This is a genomic window from Kordia sp. (assembly GCF_045105435.1).
GTDB lineage: Bacteria > Bacteroidota > Bacteroidia > Flavobacteriales > Flavobacteriaceae > Kordia.
In genome coordinates, this window is record NZ_JBGCDL010000356.1 from 1 (window position 1) to 4765 (window position 4765).

The 4765-nt window shown below is 31.6% G+C and carries 4 protein-coding genes; 2 read left to right on the forward strand and 2 right to left on the reverse strand.

Going from position 1 to position 4765, the window contains the following annotated elements:
- Positions 1 to 316: 316 nt before the first annotated feature.
- Both AB8B65_RS18110 and AB8B65_RS18115 read right to left on the reverse strand, forming a co-directional pair.
- On the reverse strand, positions 317 to 967 hold the full coding sequence (locus tag AB8B65_RS18110) for a response regulator (protein WP_405302694.1): 651 nt from the start codon (positions 965 to 967) through the stop codon (positions 317 to 319).
- Positions 957 to 3998 (reverse strand): ATP-binding protein, encoded by a 3042-nt coding sequence (locus tag AB8B65_RS18115; protein WP_405302695.1) that lies wholly within the window; start codon positions 3996 to 3998, stop codon positions 957 to 959. The genes AB8B65_RS18110 and AB8B65_RS18115 overlap by 11 nt, the downstream gene beginning before the upstream one ends.
- A gap of 121 nt (positions 3999 to 4119) precedes the next feature.
- On the opposite strand from AB8B65_RS18115, the gene AB8B65_RS18120 reads away from it, so the two are divergent.
- Both AB8B65_RS18120 and AB8B65_RS18125 read left to right on the forward strand, forming a co-directional pair.
- Positions 4120 to 4323, forward strand: coding sequence for a putative signal transducing protein (locus AB8B65_RS18120; RefSeq protein ID WP_405302696.1), 204 nt, complete (start codon positions 4120 to 4122; stop codon positions 4321 to 4323).
- Positions 4324 to 4327: 4 nt separating this feature from the next.
- Entirely contained in the window at positions 4328 to 4753 is a 426-nt protein-coding gene (locus AB8B65_RS18125) for a hypothetical protein (RefSeq protein WP_405302697.1), read from the forward strand.
- Positions 4754 to 4765: the final 12 nt, after the last annotated feature.

Sequence of the window (4765 nt, forward strand, 5' to 3'; positions counted from 1 at the left end):
TTGAAAGAGTTAAGTACTATATTTAAGTATAAAATATAATGAAATGAGTATTCTTAAAACCCGTTGTACATTTTGAATTCAAAAGTATAACGAAGCGTCATTTCGAGTGATTTTGAGGCACGAAAAATCGTATCGAGAACTGTTTAGTACAAAATATTCTATTCTCGATACAAATTTGACTCATTTTCAATCGTAAAATTCACTCGAATTGACGAAATTTTATCAAAATACACAACAGGTTTCTTATAGTAAAAATGTATCGTTAGGAAAAAGAAGATTAGCCCCTAAATGAAGATTAATTTTGATCATTTTTTTATCAAGCCAACCCATTCTGAAAGGCAAAACGGACTAACCCAGCTACATTTTTTACACCAATTTTCTTCATCATATTGGTACGATGTGTATCAACCGTTCGTGGACTAATAAATATTTGTTCTCCTATTTGAATGTTGGTCAATCCTTTAGAGATCAATTTTATAATTTCTAATTCTCGTGTAGTTAGGTCTTCCAATATAGGTGACTTTTCTAATATATTTATAGAAGATGTTTTAGCATCAGTATTCAACAATGCTTTCGTTATTGACGCATTGAAGTATTCTTTTCCTGCATGAATGGTTTTTATAGCAAAGATTAGTTCATCACTAGGAATGGTTTTTAACATATATCCTTGTACGCCAATTTCCATAAGGTGTTTTATAACAGAACCTTCTTGATGCATGGATAACATAGCAATTTTTACTTCGGGGAATTTTTTTACAATGATTTTTGCACATTCAATTCCGTTGCGTTTTGGCATTTCTATGTCCAATAATACCACATCATAAATAGCCGATTCTAACGCATGAATTACGGCTTCCCCATCATGTACTATCTTTTTTACTACAATAGCATCTGTAGTATTGAATGTATTGGCAATTCCTTGTGCCATTAACGGATGATCGTCTGCAATGAGTAATTTAATTGACATTTGAGAATGGAATTTTTATGGTTACTAATGTACCGCTATTTGGACTTGGTTCAAAATTTACCGTTCCGTGAATCATATCTACACGACTGGAAATGTTTAATAAACCGATACCTTTTTCAGATTTGGAAGCATGCATTCCGACACCATCATCTTCTACAATGAGAATAATGTTTGCGTCTGATTTGAAAAGTTGCACATTTACATTTTGTGCTTTGCTATGTTTTATGATATTATTGATGAGTTCTTGTGTGATTCTGTAGATAGAAACTTCTATTCTTTCGGGCAATCGCTCATTGATATTGAAGTGTTCAAATTGATGTTTAATGTTTGCATACGCCAAACTATTTTCTAGCATGTCTTCTAATGCTGGAATAATCCCTAGATCACTTAATGCGCGTGGCATCATTTGATGTGATATGTTTCGCAAGTCTTGATTTGACGTTTCTAATTCTTCTAGAAATGTTTCTGCTTCTTTTTGGTCTTTCGTTTCTGTTTTTTCGATGAAGTTTCGCGCTTTTAAAATTACACTTCCAATTTGTTGTACAACACCATCGTGCAAATCTCTTGCAATACGTCCACGTTCATTTTCTTGCGCTTGAATCATTGCTTTGATACCGCGTTCCTGTTCTTGAATAACTGCTTGTTTTTTTTCTGATTCAAATTGTTGTTTCAATTCTAATTCGTGTACTCTTTTTACGAATTTTCGTTTGGAAAAGAAATTGGTTACATAGACAATTCCTATGATTCCTGCGAGTAATACTAATAGTAAAAACCACAATTGCTCATACCATTTTGGAAGAATTTCAAATTGGAATACAGAAGTTTCAGAAAGTTGATTTTTTACATTTTTAGCACGTACTTTAAATGTATAACTTCCACTACTTAAGTTTGTATATATTTTAAATGCCTCTTGATTCCATTCACTCCATTTTTGATCATATCCTTCCAAAAAGTATTGAAACTCATTCTTTGTGAAATTTTGATAATCTGTAGCGCCAACTTCAAATCGAATATCTTTATAATCAGGCGTTAGTTCTAGTGTTTTTTCTGAATCAAAATGATGACCTGATATTAGTAAAGAGTCCGTTCCTACAATTGCTTTTGAAATGACTGCATGATATTTAGCACTTACTTTCTTCGTATTAATTGATTCGTCATGACGAACCAAATCTGTTCCACCAAGCCAAGTTATCGGTGTTTCTGCATCATCATAAATATAATACATAGGTATATGCCCAAATTCTTTATAGTCATCATATAAAAGTGTATCTTTTTTTGATTCGTTCACAGTATATAATGCAGTTTCACGTTTCCGATAAGAATGAATCCAAGCTTTTTCAGGGTTTACATAGTAAAATGCATACACAAATTCGTCTGTTCCTGCATAGGCATTTCCGAAGCGATCGCTGGGTATAAATTTATCCGTAGTTATATCATATTTATAAAACCCTTTGTGCGTTGTAAAAATGATATCATTAGTGTCTATTTCATAGGCCAAATTGTCACGCATAGAAGGCAATCCGTCTTCTAAATCGTAGTGTTGAATGTTTTTAACGCCAAGTGTATCATTGAATTGAACTTTGTAGATTCCTTCTGTCATTGTTGTCAACCAAAGATTATGTAGTGAATCTTCAACAATACCACGTATTTGAACATCTATTCCTTCAATTTTTGTTTGCTTTTTTAGTTTTCCATCTTCATAATGCAGTATTTCACAACCACTTTTACATCCCATAAAAAGCGTATTCTTATATGCTTTTGAAGCATAAAATTTACGTGCACTATTTTTATTAATCTCTACTTTTGTATTTCCATCATCACTTACGGTAGTGCCTAATCCTCCATAAATAAGCTTATTTTGAAAACTTGTGATTGCAAAGCTATTTCTGTTAGTATCACCAATCATTTTATAGGTTGCATACGGAGCATTTGTAGTCAGTTTTTCTTTTGTCGTTGGGATTAGTTCATAAGTTCCATTTGTAGAAGCTATATATAATTTGTCTTTGTGCCGTACTATTTTTTGAACTGTTCCTATACCTTTCTTATAATGTTTATAAAACGTATTTGCTATTGGATAATTTACTTTAGAAATTCCTTTATCAGTAGCAAACCAAAGAGCATTATTGTAATCTTGATAAATTCCACGTACAAGATTGTATACCAATCCACCACTTTTTTGAATGCTGTATACAGGTTCAAATTTCTCATTTATAAGTAACGTACCTGCGCTTATTGTATTTAAAGCAATACTACCATCACTTAACTTTTTACTGCTATATACTTTATTTTTTAAAATGAAATCAGAAACTTCATTAGTAAGCGTTTCAATTTTTCCATTTTTAAAATGACTTATTCCATGTTCATTCGTAAATGCCGTAAAATTATTTTTATCAACGCCCAACATTCCTCTTACATCTGCACTTCCAAAAAACTCAGTTCCTTCTATAAATACTAATTCATTATTTTCTATGGTGTAGATTCCATGAACTGTATCCACAAATATGGTATTATTCATGTGATATATATTACTTATATAGTGCTCACTATCGATAACATGAAGTTTCTCACCATTATATACAATGACGTTTTTTAAATTTTGAAAGTATACGTTTCCATCTTTTGAAAGTGTATTCCAAACAAATTCTAGCACAAAATCTTTTGGCAATAAATGGTTTAACTGATTGAGTTTTGTTTGACCATTTTCATCTTGATCTAAATATCCTATAAATCCTGTTCCGCCACTATAAATTCTACCGTTTTCATCTTTTGCGAAAGAAATTGGAACACCGTCATTTTCTGGCTTGAAATGTCGCCAACTTACACCATTAAATTCTAAAAACCCAATTGTATTTGCTACGTACAATACGCCTTTTTCATCTTGTATGAAATTAAAGTTTTGTTCTTCGCCACCATATTCTGCAGCAGTAATATTACATACATTTGGAGAACCAAATTCATAGGTTTGCTGCGCAACAACAATGTGTGCAATAAATAGAAAGAGAAGAAATAATATATTACAGCAATACTTCATACTGATGGAAAGTTACTAAAAAAATGTTACTAAACTTTTCTTTTATGAATATACGCTCTACAACCTAGTAAAATTGACTATTATTCCGTATATTGATAGTGTTACTATTAAAATAAAGCCTATGGAAAACGCACGAATTTATACAAGCACTGTTCAAATTGAAATTATGGACGCTAAAAATATTTTACATGAAGCTGGCATCAATTTCTTTGAAATCAACAAAATGGATACCGCTCATGCGGGAATTCTTGGTGGAAGTGTTGAATTATATGTTGCTAAAAATGATGTAAAAAAAGCACTTGAACTACTTGCTGATTTAAAGTAAATAAATGAAATTACGAATTAAGCGTTGGATATTTTTTGCGCTCATCATGTCTTCATTTTTTTTCATGGTCTTTGGAGAACATTTGGGTGGACCTTGGGTGTTGTTTGAAGTTTTTATGTTTTTAAATATTCATGAAATTTTAGATGATGGAGACATTGTAAACTTCTTGCCTTTTATAGTTGTGCTAATTGGGCAGTTACTCTTTTTATTTTTAGGATTAAAAACTGTTTCAGGTTTTAGATTGTGGTTGCTATTGATTGCGCCGTTACTCGTTACGATTCCGTTAATTTTTTCAATATCCACTTTGATTGAATTTCAAAAAGAAACAATCATTTCTGCCATTCCGTTTTTTGTGATGGTCGTAGTTTTTTATGTAGCATGTTCCGTTAAACTTATAAAAAAAACAACTCCAGACACTACTCTTTTATGATTCGGAAACCAA